The organism is Alishewanella sp. d11, assembly GCF_049390205.1.
Lineage (GTDB): Bacteria > Pseudomonadota > Gammaproteobacteria > Enterobacterales > Alteromonadaceae > Alishewanella.
This window is the reverse complement of sequence record NZ_CP186547.1, coordinates 1,341,310-1,360,437: the sequence shown is the minus strand read 5'-3', so window position 1 is coordinate 1,360,437 and position 19,128 is coordinate 1,341,310. Positions and strand designations below refer to the sequence as shown.

Here is a 19,128-nt window from a genome sequence, read left to right as displayed (position 1 = left end):
AATAAATATAACAGCAACAGATTCTTTGGATGCAACGCCAGTTTGCTTAGGCTAAGCTAGCGCACAGGAAATAACAACAATCAAGATGGGTTATGCAGCAAATTCTTACAGCTTGGCGTGGCCGTATGCAGGCCTTGGGCCCCGGCATTTTAATGGCAACGGCGGCGATTGGTGGTTCGCACTTGGTGGCGTCTACGCAAGCAGGTGCGTTATTTGGCTGGCAATTGCTGTGGTTAATTTTGTTGGTGAATATTTTAAAGTATCCGTTTTTCCGCTTTGGGGTGCAGTACACCTTAGAGCATAACGAGTCGTTGATAGAAGGGTATCAGCGTAAAGGCAAAGGCTATTTTTACTGTTTTGTGGGACTGAATCTGGTCGCGGCAGTGGTGAATACCGCTGGGGTACTGATCCTAACCGCGGCCTTACTGCAACATGCTTTACCCTGGGGTTTATCAATCACCGTATTATGCTGGCTTATTTTAGCGGTATGCCTGTTGATTTTGCTGTTAGGACACTATCAGGCGCTAGATAAGGTCGCTAAGCTGATTATGCTGTTACTGACCGTGACAACAGTGACGGCGGCGATTATTGCCGCCAGTAACGGCGCAAATGCCCCGGCAGACTTTGTTGGCCAGTCACCTTGGCAATTGGCGATGTTAGGCTTCTTGGTAGCGTTGATGGGCTGGATGCCCGCGCCCATCGAAATTTCTGCGATTAGCTCGCTTTGGCTAAAAGCCAAACAACATCGACAGCCTGTTACGCGGCAGCAAGGTTTGTTTGACTTCAATTTAGGCTACTGGGTTACCGCTGCATTAGCGCTGGTGTTTGTGTCTTTGGGTGCGCTGGTGCAATACGGAAGTGAGCAGCCCATTGCTTTAGCGGGTGCGGCTTTTGCCCAGCAGTTGGTGCAAATGTATGGCAGTACTATTGGCGAATGGGCCAAGCCACTCGTGTCCTTAATTGCCTTTTTGTGTATGTTTGGTACCACCATTACCGTACTAGACGGTTATGCTCGATCGTTAAATGAATCTGGACGCTTATTGGGCTGGTATGCGCCAGATAATCGCGTGAGTTTACCTAGTTGGTTAGTCTTACAGGCATTAAGCGGCATGGCGGTGATTTTGTTCTTTCGCTCGGCGCTTGGCCCCATGCTCACCTTTGCCATGACCTTGGCATTTTTAACCACTCCGGTTTTTGCATGGCTAAATTTTAGTTTGATGCGCGGTCAAGCACAGCCAAAGCTCTCCAGAGCGTTAACCTGGCTCAGTTGGCTTGGCTTAAGTTATTTACTGGGTTTTGCTATGCTGTTTTTGGTTTGGTATCTGGGATGGCTGAGTTAATAGCGTATAGCTAAACGGCGACCGCAGTCGCCGTTTCTAAACTATTAATTGGCCAACGTTTTATCGCCACGGGAAATACCCGACACACCACTGCGCACGACTTCTAAAATAGGTGTGCCAGTGAGTGCTTGAATAAAAGCATCCAATTTATCGCTGGTGCCGACTAATTGCACGGTATAGGTACTGGCAGACACATCGACAATTTGCCCGCGGAAAATATCGGCACAGCGTTTGACTTCGTCGCGTTGCTCGCCCACCGCTTTCACCTTAACCAGCATCAGTTCACGTTCAATATGCGCGGATTCGCTTAAATCAGTGAGTTTGACCACTTCAATCAGTTTATGTAATTGCTTGGTAATTTGCTCAATAACCTGATCATTACCATGGGTCACTAAGGTTAAACGGGATAGCGTGGCATCTTCGGTTGGCGCAACCGTTAACGAATCAATGTTATAACCGCGCTGTGCAAATAAGCCCACTAAGCGCGCCAAAGCACCGGATTCGTTTTCTAACAAAACAGAAATAATATGTCGCATGCTTAGGTCCTCTCTGTTTTGCTTAAGAACATTTCATTAATAGCGCCGCCCGGAATTTGCATGGGGTAAACGTGCTCTTTCGGATCAATATGAATATCCAAGAACACCAATTGATCTTTATGCTCAATAAAGGCACGCTCTAAGGCGGGTTGTAGCTCTGCTGCGGTGGTTACGCGAATACCAATATGACCATAGGCTTCGGCCAGTTTGATAAAGTCGGGTAACGAGTCCATATAAGAGCTGGCATAACGTGATTCATAATTCATATCTTGCCATTGTTTTACCATGCCAAGATAACCGTTATTCAGGTTAATAATTTTTACGCCAAGACCGTATTGTTTACAGGTCGACAGCTCCTGAATATTCATTTGAATGGAGCCTTCACCGGTGACGCAGACCACATCGGCATCGGGGAAATTCAGTTTTACGCCCATGGCAGCGGGTAAACCAAAGCCCATGGTGCCAAGGCCACCCGAGTTAATCCAGCGATTGGGTTTATTAAACTTATAGTATTGAGCGGCAAACATCTGATGTTGGCCTACATCGCTACAGACAAAAGCATCACCTTTAGTGATTTTGCTAACTTGCTCAATTACATATTGCGGTTTTAATAGCGGTGCTTCGGTGTCGTAACGACCGCCATGTACCTCACGCCATTCATTAATTTGCTGCCACCACTTTTCCAATGCTGCGGCATCCAGTTTTTTCTTCTTCTGCTTTAGGATGTCTAACATTTCATTTAACACCGGTTTCACTAAACCGACGATCGGAATATGCGCATTAATGGTTTTGGAAATGCTCGCAGGGTCGATATCAATATGGATAATGGTCGCATCAGGGCAGAATTTTTTCGTATTGTTGGTTACCCGATCGTCAAAGCGCGCGCCCACCGCCAAAATCAGATCGGCGCCATGCATGGTTTGATTCGCCTCGAAGCTACCATGCATTCCTAGCATACCGATAAATTGTTTATCGCCAGCAGGGTAAGCGCCCAAGCCCATTAGGGTGTTAGTAACGGGTAAGTTTAAATGCTGTGCTAGCTCGGTTAGCTCTGCTGAAGCGCCGCCCATAATCACGCCGCCACCGGCATAGAGAATAGGTTTTTTTGCGGCTAGCAAAGCCGTTACGGCTTTTTTAATCTGCCCGCTATGGCCTTTAAGCTTGGGCTGATAAGAGCGTAATTTCACTTCATCTGGATAATGGTAAGGAAACTTTTGGCTCGGAATGGTCATGTCTTTGGGAATATCTAATACCACCGGGCCGGGTCTACCGCTTTGGGCGATATAAAAGGCTTTTTTGATCAGATAAGGAATATCTTCCGGCCGACGGACCGACATATTGTGTTTAACGATAGGGCGGGAGATACCAAGCATATCGGTTTCTTGGAAGGCATCCTCACCAATTAAGTGGCTCATCACCTGACCGGTCAGCACCACCATTGGGATAGAATCCATATAGGCAGTGGCAATGCCGGTAACGGCATTAGTGGCACCTGGACCAGAGGTGACGAGGACGACGCCCGCTTTACCGGTTGCACGTGCATAGGCATCAGCCATATGCGTGGCAGCTTGTTCGTGGCGCACTAAGACGTGCTTCACTTTATTTTGCTGAAAAAGGGCGTCATAGATATGTAATACCGCGCCACCGGGATAGCCGTAAAGGTACTCAACCCCTTCATCGGCCAGCGCGCGGATAATCATCGCAGCGCCCGATAACATCTCGGCTTGTTTCGATTGGCTTGTCATAGTGTAGTCTCATCGTTTGCTAGGCTAAAAAGCATTTTGTGGCTGAAAAATGCCAACAAAAAAACACAAGCTACCGTTATGGTGGCTTGCTATGCTACGTGGACTGTGGTCTGCAGAGTGGATTTATCTCCATCTTCTGGGCGCTGTATTTATATATGTATGTTGCTCTAATGGCTTTTTTGGTGCGCAAGCTTAATTTACGGCAACCGCTAGCGAAAGTCGATGCCTTTTTCTGGTTTTTAGCCATCTGCACCGCTTTATAAATGGCTGACGTGCCACCATAGTACAAAACATTGCAAACATGATTAATGGAACACCGATATATGTTCAATCCTATTGTTGATGTGAGTTTAATGAATGCGCGCGAGGTATTGGAGCGCTCCCAGCAGCAGCTCGTACTGTTTCAATTCTGGTCAGCGCGCAGTGCTGCTTGCCAGCAATTGTCCCCCGTGCTTGAAAAAATTGTACAGCAATACCCGCAGCAACTTTGTCTCGCCAAAGTGAATTGTGATACTGAACAAGACTTGGCTATGCAATTTGGTGTGCAATCCATTCCAACCGTGATGATGATTAAAGACGGTCGGCCGGTCGATGGTTTTGCCGGCGTGGAAACGGAACAGCAGATCCTACAACGGTTATCAGCCTACCTGCCAAAGCCAGAAGATGCACTGATTGCTAAAGCGCAGCCATTGTTAGCTGCGGAGCAATTCGCTGAAGCTTATCCGTTGCTAGCAGAGGCTCTGGCTTTAGCGCCAGAGCGTGCCGATATAAAACTATGGTTAGCCGATACGGCGATCAGTCTGGGACAGCTGACTCAGGCCGAGAAATTATTAGCAGAAATAAAGCTAGCCGATCAAGATGGGTTATTTAAATCTGTGCAAGCCAAACTAGAATTGGCGCAACAAGCGAGTAATACCCCTGAAATCCAAGCGCTAGAGGCGAAATTGGCTGCCGCACCAGAAGATAAGCTGTTAAAAGAGCAGTTAGCCGTGCAATATCAAGCGGTTCTGCGTTCAGAAGAAGCATTGGCATTGCTGCTGCAAATCTTGCAACAGGATTTGAATTTTGGGCAAAGTAAAAAATTATACTTGGATATTTTAGCGGCCTTACCTAAAGGCGATGCGTTGGCCAGTCAATATCGGCGTCGTTTATACGCCTTGTTGTACTAAGCCAACCCGATGACGGGTATTGCCAATAATAGCCAGATGCTCAGTGGCGCAGCCATACCGCCGCTTTTTGCGCAGCTGGCTGCTTTCCTGCAAAAATATCGCGCTTATTGGCAGCTGCCTCCGATGACCTGTCAGCAGCTGCCTTGGCATGCCGCTTTGCATGACGTTCTAATACGCTTAAATCTGGCTGAATTGGCAGCAATTGATCAGTCTCCTCAGTTACAACAGCAGTATTTTGGTGCGTTTTTCCCCGAGTTGGCCAGTTTGCCATCATTTTGGTTGGCGGCGCCGGCTAAGACTGACATGGCTGCGGCCCCCTTTTGGTTAACCAATGGCATTCATGGCCGTAAATTGGCTCAGATCCAGCAATTTTGTCAGTTTACGCCTGTTAGTCATTTGCCAGTGTTAGAGTGGTGTGCTGGTAAAGGCCATTTAGGACGTTTATATGCGGCAGCCAGCGCGCGTCAAGTCACCAGTGTGGAATGGCAGCCAGCCTTATGTGAGGAGGGGCAACAGTTAGCGACACGGTTCCAGCTACCCCAGCAGTTTGTGCAGGCGGATGTGTTTAGTGCTGCAGCCCAAAAGCTGGTGCAGCCAGAACAGCAGGTGTTGGCGTTACATGCCTGTGGTCAGTTGCATCTGCGATTATTAGCATTGGCCACCCAAGCCGGTACGGCAGCATTACAACTCGCGCCTTGCTGTTATCATCTGATCCCAGACGAGCATTATCAGCCCATATCCCTGCAAGCTCAGCAAACAAATTTGGCATTAAGTCGGCAGGATTTGAAGTTGGCGGTACAAGGGCAGGTGACGGGCGGCGAACGTATTGCGCGTTTACGACAGACTGAAGTGACTTGGCGCTTAGCTTATGATGAGCTGCAACAGCGTGTTACTGGGCTGCGTCAGTATCAACCCTTACCGTCGTTAGCGAAGCACTGGTTTAGTGGTACCTTTGCCGATTTTATCTCGCATGCCGCGGCATTACAGCAGCTGCAGCTCCCCAAGCCACTCGATTATACCGAACTGTTAGCCGCTGGTGCCGAGCGCTATCTGTTACTGCAACGTATCGATGCGATTCGCCATCTATTTCGCCGCCCGCTGGAGCTGTATTTAGTGCTAGACCGTGCGATGTTTCTCCAAGAGCAGGGCTATCAAGTACAGCTATTTGCTTTTTGTGATTATTCGCTCACGCCACGAAATTTATGTTTGCAGGCGAAAAAACTTCACGCAAACAACTGATAAGTGTGTTGGCGTAGAAGCTTATGAAACAGAACGCCATCAAAGTATCTTTACGCTTCCTGATTACGTTCAGTATTTGCTCTAAAGTATTGGCAAACGCTAATTAAGCTTTTCTGTAAAGACTATGCTATGTTGAATACATCGCAAGAGATGTTTACAGGTGTACTAATGCAGGATGAGTTGTTTCAGTTTGCTGCAGAATCTGAAGAACCTATTGTTAAGAAGCTTGATTTACCGCCTTTAAAGTTATTGATTGTAGACGATGATCATGACGTACATAGCGTAACAGAGCTGCTGCTGCGGGATCTGACCTTTGATGGCTATCGTTTGCACTTACTGCATGCTTATAACAGCGCTGAAGCTTTCGCAATCCTGCAGCAAGATGCTGATATTGCTATCTTATTACTAGACGTGGTCATGGAGTCCGATGATGCCGGTTTACGTTTAGTGAAACGTGTTCGAGAAACCTTACATCGCAAAAAGCTACGTATAATTCTTCGTACTGGCCAGCCTGGTTATGCTCCTGAACTTGAAACTATTTCGAATTTCGATATTAACGACTACAAAACTAAAACCGAATTAACACGGGAGCGTTTATTTACCTGTTTGATGGCGGCAGCCAGAAGTTATCTGCAGCTAGCACAATTGGAGCAGCTGGCCTATGAGGATCAATTAACCGGGTTACATAATCGGAATGGGTTATTAAAGGCCATGGAAATTGCAGTAGCGGCTGGACAAAAGCATACTTTGTTACTGCTGGATCTTGATCATTTCTCCATGCTAAATGACAGCTTTGGTAATGAACAAGCCGATGCCTTCCTGCAAGGTGTGGCGCAACGTTTAAAAGTCGTCCCTTCATCGATAACCGCAGCAAGGTTAGCTGCGGATAAATTTGCCTTACTAAGCGAAGCACCAATGAGTTTAAGTGAGCAGCTCTGTCGGGATACGCTGTCTAAAGATACCTTAACCATTAATAACATTACTCAAGATGTCAGTTTTTGTCTTGGTGTGGCCACGACACATGCCGAGGTTTCGTCTTCAGAAACACTATCGCATGCTTATATGGCGTTAAAGCGGGCGAAGAATGCCGGTATTGGCCAAACCGTTATTTTTAACGATGCTATGGTTGAGGCATTACGAGAGCGGGTAGGGCTAATATCCTCGTTAAATAAAGGTTTGCAGCATGACCAGCTGTATTTGGTTTATCAACCGCAGTTTAATCTTAAGACGAAACAGATTATTGGCGTTGAAGCCTTAGCGCGTTGGGTGGATGACAGTGGCCGTCACGTGTCACCTGCAGTCTTTATTGAATTGGCAGAGCAAGCCGGTTTAATTAGTCGCTTAGGACAAATTGTGCTGAACAAAGCACTAAAAGATTGTGGCGAATTATGCCGTGCCATACCCGGCTTTCGGGTTGCAGTGAATGTATCCTCCATGCAATTTAAACAACCTGACTTTTTACAGCAGGTCTTTTCTGCTTTATCTGATGTGAATTTTAATGCTGCGCAGTTAGAAATTGAATTGACCGAATCTGCTGCGATGGATTTTTCGGCTGATACGGAGGAAAAGTTGCGCCAACTCAGGGCGGCAGGTATTTCGTTGGCAATTGATGATTTTGGTACGGGTTTTTCTTCGCTGGCTTATCTAGAAAAGCTACAGGCGAATTGTTTGAAAATTGATAAGAGCTTTGTCGATAAAATTACTGAATCGGATTCCGGCTTGCGCATCGTGCAAACAATTTTAGCCTTAGGGCAGCGCTTAAAAATGCGTGTGTTGGCAGAGGGAATAGAGTACGAGAACCAGCTACAAGGATTAGTAGCCATGGGGTGTGATGAAGGTCAAGGCTATCTCATGGCAAAACCCATGATGTTAAACAACCTATTGGAATGGCCTCCAATCAAAGCTCAATTGCAATCAGCTGAAAGGTAGTTAAATGGCTGGGCGTTTAAAGCGTAATTTAATTTTCTCAACAGTATTCCTGTTCGTGTCCTTTGGCAGTATCTTGTTGCTGGCAATTTATATTTTGCAACAAGCAAGCCTGCAAAGCGCTAAAGATGCATGGGCCCAAGCACAAAGTTCAATAGAGTTTCAGTTGTTCTTAAACGCTGAAACTATCCACGATAATATCCAAAACCATATTCAACGAGCAATTGAAACGCCGGAATTATTGGCCTTAATGGCCAGCAAAACGGTGGAGAAGTCTGAGCAGCTCTCGCGTAACCAACTTAAAACATTGGTAGCAGAAGCCTTGCGGGCGAATCCGGTTGCAAATTCAGCTTATATGCATTTTGAACCTGATGCTTATGATAAGCAAGATAGCCAGAATCTTGCAGATAGTGCGCATAGCTCAGATCAGGGTACCTTAGAAATCTATTGGGTGAGGCAGCCAGACGGTTTGCAGTTTTATCCTATAGCAGATCCTGATTTTAAGTATCGGCGGCAACTTGATGCCTTTGGTCAGCGCGAAGCAGAGTGGTATCTCTGCCCACTTAACACGCGCCAGCGATGTCTGACCAATCCTTTTTGGTGGCAATTGGAAGATGGTCTTAGCGTTCAGCTTATTTCTGTGACTTTACCTATTCTCGTAAATGAGCAGTTTCTTGGCGTTGCCGGTGTTGATCTGAATATGCCAGATTTTAATCACAGTATTACCGAATTTATTCGACCCCTTTACGGTGGCAATGTGCGGTTTTTTTTGGTGTCGGATGATGGCAGGTTACTCGCCTCAAATGATTATCCAGGGCGTAGCGGTGAGTCTTTGGCGAGCGTTGATCCTGTTATGGCGGCATTGATAGCAGATCCTAAACAGCGCCTAGTGTCGATTGCTGGACAAGAGCAGCTGGTTGAGCGATTACAAATTGATGTGCTCAATAAGCAATGGCAAATGCTGCTGTTGATCCCGCAACAGGTTTTATTAAATGAGTTTACTCAAGCCCGTTCCGATTTTACGACGCTAAGTATGCGCAATATGGCCATCCTGATTATTAGTTCGGCGATCCTTATTTTAATTACCATGGTGATCGCATTCAAATATCAACATCAGCGAGAGCGGCTATTAAATCAAAGCCAAACTGAATTAGAGCTAATTTTGCGCGCAGCGCCCACTCCTATTTCAGTTGAGCAACTAAACCAAGATGGTTTTCAATTACATAAAGTAAATCAAGCTTGGCTAGAGACCTTTGGCTTTGAAGATAAAGCCAGTGCGATTGCCGCCTTTGCTGAGTGTCGTTTATGGAGTTCAGTTACTGATAAAGCCCGCCTGATGCAACAAGTGCAACAAGATGGTCAGGTTTTGGCGTTTGGTGTTTGGTTAAAGGCTGCAGATAACAAGGAGTTTCTGGCAGAAGTTTCGGCAACGCTGGTGAATACTGAGACAGAGCCCTTACTGGTAACGGTATATGATGATATGACAGATCATTATGCTCTACAAAGCCAGTTGATGGCACTCAATGATAAGTTAGAGCAGCGCGTATTAGTGCGCACTGAAGAGTTACAGGCAACGATATCGACGTTAGAAAAAACACAGCAAGAACTTATCCAGTCTGAAAAGCTGGCGGCTTTAGGCAATATGGTGGCCGGTATTGCGCATGAGTTAAATACCCCTGTGGGGAATGCCGTCATGGCGGCATCACGACTTCGAGCTGACTATCAAACGTTAACGGCCAAAATGAGCTCGGGGTTAACTAAAAAAGACTTTGAACACTTTCTGGAGCAAGGTAAAGACAGTACCAACATTCTTGATCGAAACTTACTGCGAGCCGCTGAGATTATTCGTAGCTTTAAGCAAGTGGCGGTAGATCAAACCTCATTACAGCGACGCCAAAGTTACTTGCATGAGATTCTGGATGACGTTCTGGTAATGTTGCAGCCAAGTATTCGAAAAAGCGGGCATAAGGTGTCCTTGCAAGGGACGACAGAGCCTATCTTATTGGATACTTACCCTGGCCCGCTAGAGCAAGTTCTTATTAATTTGATTCAAAATGCCTTGTTGCATGCCTTTGATAAACCGGCAGGGCAAGTGCTTATTACTGTCAGCCAACAAGACCCTTGGGTGATTTTAAGTGTGGCAGATAATGGTAAAGGTATTCCGATTGCAATGCAGTCGAAAATATTTGAACCCTTTTTTACTACACGCTTAGGCCAAGGTGGCTCAGGCCTTGGCCTAAGCCTAGTTCACAATATGGTGACAGGCATTCTTAAAGGGCAACTTCGTGTAGAGAGTATGCCTGGTGAAGGTAGTCGTTTTTGGGTGACAATCCCGCGCGTTATACCAGAAAGTTAGTTTTCACAATGCTGCTCCATGGTTAACACAGGCTTGCACTGTTGTTGGTAGTATTGGCTAATATAAGCATCTTTCAGCTGCCAGCGTTGATTAAGCCATTGTTGGAAACGTTCTCGAAACACCGCATCATTAAAATAATCCCCGATCACTTGTTCGTTGACTGCTAGCACTTCAGCGTGAATCACCACCTTAGTTAAGCGTCCCATTAGCATATCTAAGGCGATATGTCCTTGGTTTTCTGGGTAAATTAGGGTGATGTCTAAAATAGCATTGAATTGTTCACCCATACTAGCCAGTGTAAAGGCAATGCCCCCTGCTTTGGGAGGTAATAAGTGCGTAAAAGGGCTATGGCGTTGCTGTTGTTTTGCTTTAGTGCAGCGGCTACCTTCGACGAAGTTAATAATGGTGGTCGGTGTATGCCGAAATTTTTCACACGACTTACGGGTAGTTTCAATATCTTTGCCTTTTAAGTGTGGTTTTTTGGCGAGGGTCGCCGCACTGTAGCGCTTCATATAAGGCATATCGAGTGCCCAACAGCCAGTTCCTAAAAAGGGAATCCATTTCAACTGATCTTTTAAGAAAAACTTAGGTTCGGGGATCAGTGGATAGGCTAAAGCACTCACTACAGGAATATCCACCCAGCTTTTATGGTTAGCAATCAGCAGATACCAGCTGTCTTTATCGAGTGTTTTGGTGCCACTGATTTGCCAGTCAACATCATTGAAAAGGTTAATTAGAAAAGTATTTACTGCAGTCCAGCCGCGATAGCAGCGCCGACAGATAAGTGCTATCAGACGATGAACTGCCGCAAATGGTAGGAGGAGTTTTAAAATTCCCAAGGGGGTAACTAATAACCCCCAAAATGCTAAATTTAATGCAAATAAACTAAAACTGAGAGGTAATAGTAAAAAACCGGGCAAAAAGTTTAACATTTTGGGTAGCTCCTTTACTGAGAGACTTTTTTCTCAAGCAGGGCAAGCTGTTGGTCTTTTTCAACCCACAGTTGATTGAGCCACTGCTGAAAGCGCTCGCGATAAACTTGGTCGTGATAGTCACCAATTAGTTCTTTACCTATTGGTAACACTTTTATATTGACTGTTATAGCATGAACCTTGCCTGAAATGTAATCCCAGAAAGAGGGAATTCCTTGCGGATAGTGGATCGTCACATCAAGTAGTTTATGTAACTGTTCGCCCATAGTGCCCAGAACAAAGGCGGTACCACCGGCTTTTGGTTTTAACAAGTAGCTAAAAGGCGATTGTTGTTTATCGTGTTTAGCTGGCGTAAAACGGGTGCCTTCCACAAAATTCATTATCGACACCGGCTTAAAGCGAAATTTCTCACAGGCTTTACGGGTTGTTTCAATATCTTTGCCTTGCAGTTCAGGGCGCTTTTTTAACAGTTGCTTGCTATAACGCTTCATAAACGGAAAGTCTAAGGCCCACCAAGCTAAGCCCATAAAGGGTACATACAGCAGTTCTTTTTTCAGGAAGAATTTAATAAAAGGAATTTTACGATTAAAGATATTTTGCAAAATCAGAATATCTGCCCAAGATTGATGATTAGCCACAATCAGATACCAATCTTTTCGCGATAAGCTTTCTAAGCCTTCTACTCGCCATTTTATGGAGGTAAAAATGCGCGTGGTCAAATTATTTAGGCTAATCCAAGCGACGGCTATGGCATCCACTAAATAACTCATCCAGCCTTGCCAGCGTTTGATGGGCAGTAGCTTTAATACCGCCAATAGCATAAGAGGGATAAACCAGAATAACGTATTCAGAATATATAATACAAAGGATAAAACGCCCTTTAGTGGGCTGGGTAACCATCGTAGCATAAGCACTTATCTCATATTCAGGTGTTAAATCACCACAAAATAATGGAGGTGTTAGTGATAACACCTCCGATCAGTGCTTATTTTAGCTTAATCTTCGAAATAGGTATAACCATAAACGCCGGCTTTTAACTCATCCAGCAGTTCATCTTTACGGTCGTTTTCCATCTCTAGTTTTGCTAACTGTTTGGTATAAGAGGCAATCAGTTTCTTAGCATCAAACTGTACATAACGTAATACATCTGCCACGGTATCGCCTTTGATGATATTAGTCAGTTTATAGCCACCGTCTTCGGTTAGTTCTACATGCACCGAATCGGTATCACCAAACAGGTTATGTAAGTCACCCAAGATTTCCTGGTAAGCGCCAACCATAAACATACCTAACAGATACTGTTTATCTTCTTGGTATTCCGGTAACGGCAAGCTTGACTCGATACCATTACCATCGGCATAGCTTTTCAACATGCCATCAGAGTCACAGGTAATATCCTGAATAATGGCGCGGTGCTCTAGCGATTCATTCATCCGCTCCAGTGGCATCACTGGGAACAGCTGATCGATACCCCAGGCATCTGGCATAGACTGGAATAACGAGAAGTTAACAAAGAGTTTATCAGCCAGTTTTTCATTTAACTCATCGTGAATCGCACGGTGAGAGCGGGCTGATAAATCTAGGTTAGCGCGCACTTTATTGATGGTTGCAAAGTAAATTTGCTCCAGCAGTGACCAATCTTTCAGCGTAAGTAAGCCGTGAACATATTGAGCATGCGCATCCGTGAAATAATGAATGGCATCATGATACGCTTCTACCGCAGAGCGTGGCGTCACGTTCTGGTAAGCTTCCCATAAGCCTAAAATCACGGTAGGTGAGTCTTCGCTAGGTTCGGGTAAGTTCACTAAGCCAGGTGCGCGCTCAATATCAATAGCATCTGTTACCAGTACCGCATGGTGTGCAGTCATCGCGCGGCCCGATTCGGTAATGATATTCGGATGTGGCAGATCATACTCGTCACAGACTTCTTTTAAGCCATTAACCACGTTACGAGCATATTCCATCATGGTGTAGTTCATGGAACAAGCCGAACGTGATTTCGAGCCTTCATAGTCCACACCTAAGCCACCGCCCACGTCAACCGTGGTAATTGGCACGCCTAGGGTGCGTAATTCGGCATAATGACGAGCACATTCGCGGATCGCATTGTGAATATCGCGAATATTGGCAATTTGCGAGCCGATATGGAAATGCACTAACTGTAACAAGTCCAGTTTATTGGCTGCGCGCAGAATCTCAATGGCTTGCAATACTTGAGTGGCGGTTAAACCAAATTTGCCTTTTTCGCCGCCCGTGTTTTGCCATTTGCCTTTACCTACCGAGTTTAAGCGGATACGGATACCGATGCGCGGTGCTGCACCTAGGTTATCAATTTCACGGATCAGGGTTTTCAGTTCAGACAGTTTTTCAACCACCACATACACGGTATGGCCCATCATTTGGCCAATAGTGGCTAAGCGCAGGAACTCGCTGTCTTTATAGCCGTTACAAACGATTTGCAGCGGTTGCTCTGTCACCCCTAGGATGGCCATTAATTCTGGCTTACTGCCCGCCTCTAGACCCACTTTGCCGCTGTCATGGCTAATTAAGCGTTTTACTACCGAAAATTGCTGGTTTACTTTAATGGGGTAAACCGCGGTGTATTGGCCTTGATATTCTTTTTCAGCTTTAGCGCGCTGGAACGAGGTAATTAAGGTATCTACACGGTGTTGTAGAATATCGGTAAAGCGCACCAATACCGGCAGCGTTAAGCCTTCTTCTTTAAAGCGTTGCGTCAGCTCAGGGAAGCTGATGCCTGCTTTTTTATGATCCTGATCGGGATAGGCGATTAAATCACCATTCTTATTTACATCAAAATAGCCTTCACTCCAGACCGCCACGTTATAAATGGAACGTGCTTTCTCAAAACCCCAATCAGACATGGTATTTCCTCAAAAAATTTAACTGCTATAGTTTAAAGCCTATAGCGTTTTGGTGCAGCAAAATTGCCAAAATATTTGTATGTGGCCGCTAAGGCAGGCAAAATACCGAGCTTATACGTTACTGGGGGTAAAAATGTCAGTATTTGATGACAAAAAGTGGCTTACCGAAGTGTTTGCCGATAGTGGTAGTGTGTTTGGCTTAGCCATTACTAAAAAACTGGATGAAGTGCAGTCGCCTTTTCAAAAAATTGCCATGTATGAAACCACGCATTTTGGCAATTTAATGGTAATTGATGACGTTATCATGCTAAGCAGCCGTGATAACTTTTTATATCATGAAATGCTGAGCCATCCGGTGCTGTTTACCCACCCTAACCCGAAAAATGTCGTCATTATTGGCGGTGGCGATTGCGGTACTTTACGTGAGGTATTAAAGCATCCTGGCGTAGAAACAGTGACGCAAATTGATATCGATGAGCAAGTTACGCGGATGGCGGAAAAGTATTTCCCAGAGCTTTGTGCGTCGAACAATGATCCGCGCGCAACCTTAAAGTTTGAAGATGGCATTAAATTTATGCGTGAAGCCTTACCTGGCTCCATTGATGTGATTATTGTTGACTCAACCGATCCTATCGGTCCGGGTGAAGGTTTATTTAACCGTGCTTTTTACGCCAGCTGTGTTGCGGCTTTAGCGACTGACGGCATTTTAGTGCAACAGAGTGAATCACCACTGATTCATATGCCACTGTTAACAGCCATGCGCCAAGCCATGAGTGATGCCGGTTTTGCTAGCTTACAAACGTTGAATTTTCCACAGATGGTCTATCCATCGGGCTGGTGGACCTGTACTTTAGCCAAGAAAACCGGAGATTTTGCCGGGTTCCGTGAGGCGGATGCGGCAGCTGCGCCTTTTGACACCGAGTATTACAATGTTGAGGTGCATAAAGCGGCAGGCGCCTTACCGAACTTTGTGCAGAAAGCCTTTGCCCAAACGAGGTAAGCGTTTTAGCCTCGCAAACATAACGCCCAGCAAGTCTGGGCGTTTTTATAGTAGCATCAGGTTATTGCCGTTAGCTTACTCTACTACAGGTTCGATATGCACTTCTACGCGTCGATTCAGTGCGCGATTGGCTTCAGAGTTGTTAGGAAATGCTGGCCGATCAGGGCCATAACCTACCGTCTCTAAACGCACCGGCTGCACGCCCTGCGCAAGTAAGTAGCTCTGCACCGATTCAGCGCGGGCGCGAGATAGATTCATGTTAAGGTTGTAGGGACCGGTATTATCGGTATGGCCCGCAATAACGACCATGGTTTGTGGATAGTCACGCAGTACGCGGGCGATATCATTTAGCGCAGGGTATAAGCTTGGGCGCAGTTCGGACCGATTAATGTCAAAGGTCAGTTGTGCCGGAATATCGAGAATCAGCTTATCACCTTGTCGCTCGACGCCGACACCCGAACCTTTCAATTCCTCGCGCAGCGCTTTTTCTTGTTTATCCATATAGCTGCCAACCGCCGCACCGGCGATAGCACCGACCGCCGCACCGATCACTAAACGTTTATTTTTGTGATTGCCCGTTGCTTTGCCAGCAAGGGCACCGGCAACAGCACCAATAGCGGCGCCGCGGGTGGTATTTTGGTTATCTGTTGTGGCACAGCCCGCTAATACCAAGCTGGCTGACATCATGCACACCACTGTGGCTTTTACTTTCATTGCCGACTCTCCGTAGCAAATAGATATTAATAAGCACTAGCTTATCGTTAGAGACTGAATCATCGCTGAATTCAATTTGGTGCTTTTGTGTCAAATAGAAATAGACATATAGACTGCCAAACTTTAAGCTGGATGGGTTAACTTTAGGCTAGGATACAGCAAATGGCAGTGTGTGGTTGGAAACGTATCGTATTAAAAGTGGGAAGCGCGTTAATTGCGCCTAGTGCTGAGGGCTGCTCTACCCGTTATTTGTTATCTATCGCCCGTTTTATTGCCGAATGTCGGGCGGTAGGCACCGAGGTTGTACTTGTCTCTTCGGGCAGTGTTGCTGCAGGTCGCAATGCTATTGGCTATAAACAACTCCCTTTACCTATTAATATTAAACAAGCGATGGCGGCAGTTGGGCAAAGCCGCATGATGGCGTGTTGGGCGCAATTATTTGATTTTGATTGTGCGCAAATTTTGCTGACGCATGATGACTTAAAAGATCGCCGACGTTATTTAAATATTGATAACACCCTCCGTACCTTATTAGCCAATCAGGTCTTACCTATTGTTAATGAAAACGATACCGTGGCCACAGCCGAGCTAAAAGTCGGCGATAACGATAATTTAGCCGCGATGGTGGCGATAGTGGCAGATGCAGATGCGTTGCTGATTTGCTCTGATATTGATGGGCTATACACCGCCAACCCCAGAACTACACCGGACGCGCAGCTCATTCCACAGGTAGCAACCATTACCGCTGAGATTTATGCCATGGCCGGCGGTAGCCATCATGCCATAGGCACTGGCGGTATGACGACGAAAATTCAGGCCGCGGATAAAGCCACTGCAGCCGGTATTGATACACTGATTATTAACGGCCAAAAAGCAGCAACTTTTGATGCGTTACTTGCTGATCGCCCGGTGGGCACCCTATTTCAACGTCAACAAGAACGACTTAGTGCGAAAAAGCATTGGCTGAGACACAACTTAAAGCCGCGTGGCGCCATCGTGATCGACGCGGGAGCCGAGCAAGCGCTGCAGGATCGTGGTGCCTCATTGCTACCCTCCGGTATTTTGTCAACAGCAGGGCAATTTGAAAAAGGCGACGCCATTTTACTTAAAAATCAACAGGGCAAGGATTTAGCTCAGGGCATTAGTCAGTACAGTGCGCTTGAGCTCGGGAAAATTGCTGGGGCGAAAAGCCAACAAATTGCCAGTATATTGGGATATTGCCCGAGTGAAGTAGCGGTGCATCGCGACGACCTTGTATTATTCAATGATCCTAAGATTTAGTGAGTATTTGCCTGCACTGGTGCAGGCTTAGTCATAGGATTGTCTTTTTAGCAGTGCTAAAATTCTGCCTCTTATTTGTATCCTGTCATAACCCGGAGCTGTACTTTGACTTTTCTGCATAACCTTTCCGTGAAACAACAACTGATTTTATCGCTAGTCGTTGCCACCTTGTTAGCTACCACGCTAATGGGCGCTTTATCTTATCAACAAGCCCGCAATGTAGTGGTAGAGCGGATGCTTCATCATGAAATGCCGGCACTGGTAAAAGAAGTGGGGCAAACCCTTGATACACAAATTTTGCAAATGACTACCATTACCCAGCAGTTGGCGGAGAATCCTTATATTTTAGATTGGGCTGACAAAGGTTTTGCGGCCAGTGGTGAGCCAATGTTACTTGCGCAAGTGCGAGCGGTGCAGCGCCAGCTGAATTTAGATGCGGCGTCTTGGGCTGATCGGCAAACCGGCCGTTATTGGAATCAAGAAGGTTTTTTGCGAGAGTTAAACTCGAGAGAAGATGGCTGGTTTTTTGCGTTCCGAGATTCTGGTCAAGCCACCAATGTCAGCCTATTTACAGAAGCCGATGGCCAGGTACGGATGTTTGTCAATTATCAACAGCTGCATGGCCGAGGGTTGTCTGGCATAGCGGTATCCTTGCAGCAGCTGGTAAATTACCTTAATTCCGTGCGTATCGCCGATTCTGGTTTAGTGTACTTAATTGATCAGCAAGGTAAGATAATTTTACACGCTGATCGCACCCTCTTGGGTAAGGCATTAGCCGATCTTGTGGGGAGTAGCGCCAGCCAGCAGTTACAGCAAAGCGGCTTAACGAGCTTAGTAAACGATCAGGTTTTATTAGTCAGTACGCCTGTCCCCAGCTCTGGCTGGAAAGTGGTGGCGGAAGTGCCAGTAGCTGAGGTGATAGCGCCAGTTAATCGTATCCGTAATCAAGTGCTGTTAAGCGGATTCTTATTAACCTTATTTGCCGCTTTGGCGGCATGGTTTGTGGCGCAGCGTTTAACGCGGCAGCTGCATAACGTGGCGTATTCTCTGCAGGATATTGGTCAAGGGCAGGGCGATTTGCGGCAACAGTTACCTGCCAGTGGTGCGCAAGAAATCCAGCAAATCAGTTTGGGCTTTAATAGCTTTGTGTCGAATATTCGACAGTTAGTGGTTGAGGTAAAGCAGCAAAATGCGTTACTACTCTCGTCTGCCTCGGTGGTATCCAGCAATGCGGCGACTAACCAAGAATTAGCAGCCGAGCAACGCGAGCGGTTAAGTCGAATTGCGACCGCCATTGAACAGTTGGGCGCAACCATTGCGGCAGTGGCCAATAATGCGCAAATTGCCGCTGAAGCGGCGCGAACTACCCGAGGTCATGCAGATGAAGGCCTGGCCGTGATTGCCCAGACCAATAGCAGTATCGGTGAGCTGAGCAAAGAAGTGGAAAATATTGCCAGTGTAGTAAGTACTTTGGCCAATAATAGCGATCGTATTGCCGATATTCTTAACGTGATTCGCGGTATTTCTGAGCAAACCAACTTATTGGCGCTGAATGCGGCAATTGAAGCCGCGCGTGCAGGTGAACAAGGTCGAGGCTTTGCGGTGGTGGCGGATGAAGTCAGACAGTTAGCCCAGCGAGCAGCACAATCAACGCAGCAAATTCAGCAAATGATTGAGCAATTATCCAGTCAATCACGACATGCCGTACAAGCGTCGCATGCTGGCCAAGAGCGGGCGCGGCAAGGGGTGGTATCGATGGCCGCCGCCAGTGAAGCCTTAGGCAGAATTGTTCAAGGCATCCGTCAGCTCGATCAGTTAAATCAGGATGTGGCCAGAGCCACAGATGAGCAAGCTGCCGTGGTACAGGATATCAGCCACAGTGTTCATACCAGTAATGATTTGATTGACGAGAGTGCTGCTGCGGCCGCTAAGTTAGCGAGCTTTAGCGCTGAATTACGTCAGCTTTCTAGTGCCTTGCAAAGTTTGACGTCGCGCTTTATTACCTAAA

14 protein-coding genes are annotated in these 19,128 nt (G+C 46.3%); 8 read left to right on the top strand and 6 right to left on the bottom strand.

What is annotated here, in order from left to right:
* Positions 1–92: 92 nt before the first annotated feature.
* A complete protein-coding gene (locus ACO1PK_RS06135) occupies positions 93–1,340 on the top strand; it encodes an NRAMP family divalent metal transporter (protein WP_423187791.1) in 1,248 nt (415 codons plus the stop codon).
* A gap of 44 nt (positions 1,341–1,384) precedes the next feature.
* On the opposite strand, the gene ilvN is transcribed toward ACO1PK_RS06135, so the two are convergent.
* On the bottom strand, positions 1,385–1,876 hold the full coding sequence (ilvN, locus tag ACO1PK_RS06130) for an acetolactate synthase small subunit (protein ID WP_423187790.1): 492 nt from the start codon (positions 1,874–1,876) through the stop codon (positions 1,385–1,387).
* A 2-nt stretch (positions 1,877–1,878) separates the two neighbouring features.
* Positions 1,879–3,621: an acetolactate synthase 3 large subunit gene (locus tag ACO1PK_RS06125; RefSeq protein WP_423187789.1), complete on the bottom strand. Its 1,743-nt coding sequence runs from the start codon at positions 3,619–3,621 to the stop codon at positions 1,879–1,881.
* A gap of 323 nt (positions 3,622–3,944) precedes the next feature.
* On the opposite strand from ACO1PK_RS06125, the gene ACO1PK_RS06120 reads away from it, so the two are divergent.
* The 4 genes from ACO1PK_RS06120 (at position 3,945) to ACO1PK_RS06105 (ending at position 10,311) form a co-directional block, all read left to right on the top strand.
* Complete coding sequence (locus ACO1PK_RS06120; RefSeq protein ID WP_423187788.1) at positions 3,945–4,790, top strand: co-chaperone YbbN; 846 nt, start codon at positions 3,945–3,947, stop codon at positions 4,788–4,790.
* Between the two features lie 9 nt (positions 4,791–4,799).
* Positions 4,800–6,029, top strand: a complete 1,230-nt coding sequence (locus ACO1PK_RS06115) for a methyltransferase (RefSeq protein WP_423187787.1) — start codon at positions 4,800–4,802, stop codon at positions 6,027–6,029.
* A 129-nt stretch (positions 6,030–6,158) separates the two neighbouring features.
* Entirely contained in the window at positions 6,159–7,958 is a 1,800-nt protein-coding gene (locus ACO1PK_RS06110; protein ID WP_423187786.1) for a putative bifunctional diguanylate cyclase/phosphodiesterase, read from the top strand.
* 4 nt (positions 7,959–7,962) lie between these two features.
* Positions 7,963–10,311 (top strand): ATP-binding protein, encoded by a 2,349-nt coding sequence (locus ACO1PK_RS06105; RefSeq protein ID WP_423187785.1) that lies wholly within the window; start codon positions 7,963–7,965, stop codon positions 10,309–10,311.
* On the opposite strand, the gene ACO1PK_RS06100 is transcribed toward ACO1PK_RS06105, so the two are convergent.
* The 3 genes from ACO1PK_RS06100 to speA all read right to left on the bottom strand — a co-directional run bounded on the left by ACO1PK_RS06100 (position 10,308) and on the right by speA (position 14,125).
* Positions 10,308–11,243, bottom strand: a complete 936-nt coding sequence (locus ACO1PK_RS06100) for an acyltransferase (protein WP_423187784.1) — start codon at positions 11,241–11,243, stop codon at positions 10,308–10,310. The two genes, ACO1PK_RS06105 and ACO1PK_RS06100, sit on opposite strands and share 4 nt — an antisense overlap.
* 14 nt (positions 11,244–11,257) lie before the next feature.
* Positions 11,258–12,151, bottom strand: a complete 894-nt coding sequence (locus tag ACO1PK_RS06095; protein ID WP_423187783.1) for an acyltransferase — start codon at positions 12,149–12,151, stop codon at positions 11,258–11,260.
* 87 nt (positions 12,152–12,238) lie between these two features.
* Complete coding sequence (gene speA / locus ACO1PK_RS06090; protein ID WP_423187782.1) at positions 12,239–14,125, bottom strand: biosynthetic arginine decarboxylase; 1,887 nt, start codon at positions 14,123–14,125, stop codon at positions 12,239–12,241.
* Between the two features lie 133 nt (positions 14,126–14,258).
* Here speA and speE point away from each other — a divergent pair, with 133 nt between their 5' ends.
* Entirely contained in the window at positions 14,259–15,125 is an 867-nt protein-coding gene (speE, locus tag ACO1PK_RS06085; RefSeq protein WP_423187781.1) for a polyamine aminopropyltransferase, read from the top strand.
* Positions 15,126–15,200: 75 nt separating this feature from the next.
* On the opposite strand, the gene ACO1PK_RS06080 is transcribed toward speE, so the two are convergent.
* The gene (locus ACO1PK_RS06080; protein WP_423187780.1) at positions 15,201–15,839 is read right to left on the bottom strand and encodes an OmpA family protein; all 639 of its coding nucleotides are present in this window, start codon (positions 15,837–15,839) and stop codon (positions 15,201–15,203) included.
* Between the two features lie 162 nt (positions 15,840–16,001).
* Here ACO1PK_RS06080 and proB point away from each other — a divergent pair, with 162 nt between their 5' ends.
* Together proB and ACO1PK_RS06070 are read left to right on the top strand one after the other, a co-directional pair.
* Positions 16,002–17,120, top strand: coding sequence for a glutamate 5-kinase (gene proB, locus ACO1PK_RS06075; RefSeq protein ID WP_423187779.1), 1,119 nt, complete (start codon positions 16,002–16,004; stop codon positions 17,118–17,120).
* A gap of 105 nt (positions 17,121–17,225) precedes the next feature.
* Positions 17,226–19,127: a methyl-accepting chemotaxis protein gene (locus tag ACO1PK_RS06070; protein ID WP_423187778.1), complete on the top strand. Its 1,902-nt coding sequence runs from the start codon at positions 17,226–17,228 to the stop codon at positions 19,125–19,127.
* Position 19,128: the final 1 nt, after the last annotated feature.